This window comes from Zoogloea sp. LCSB751, from assembly GCF_002028455.1.
Taxonomy (GTDB): Bacteria; Pseudomonadota; Gammaproteobacteria; order Burkholderiales; family Rhodocyclaceae; genus Zoogloea.
Genome location: NZ_MWUM01000100.1, coordinates 1 through 398, shown reverse-complemented (window position 1 = coordinate 398; position 398 = coordinate 1). Strand labels below are relative to the sequence as shown.

General features: G+C 57.0%; 1 protein-coding gene. It reads right to left on the bottom strand.

Annotated elements, in window-relative coordinates:
- Positions 1–398, bottom strand: a 398-nt coding sequence (locus B4920_RS29640; protein WP_173862703.1) for an Ig-like domain-containing protein, incomplete at both ends; no start/stop codon positions are given.

Below are 398 nucleotides of genomic sequence, written 5' to 3'. Positions count from 1 at the left end.
GTGACGGTGATGCTGAGGGTGGAGCTGTCGGTGCTAGAGCCGTCGGTCAACACATAGGTGATGACGGGCACGGTGCCATTGTAGTTGGCCACAGGGGTAAAGCTGTAGCTGCCGTTGGCATTTAAGGTAAAGCTGCCGACGCCACTGATGACGTACGCTTGGCCGAGCACAAACGGTCCGGTTTGACCAGCGATGCTGAAGCTTTGCACGCTTAGCGGGCCATCGACACTGCTGCCATCAATCACGTTACCGGTTTTCTCACCACTGTCTTCGGCAATCGACACCACTTCATTGTTGTCGGTGAAGTCATCGTTCACTGGGGTGACGGTGATGCTGAGGGTGGAGCTGTCGGTGCTAGAGCCGTCGGTCAACACATAGGTGATGACGGGCACGGTGCC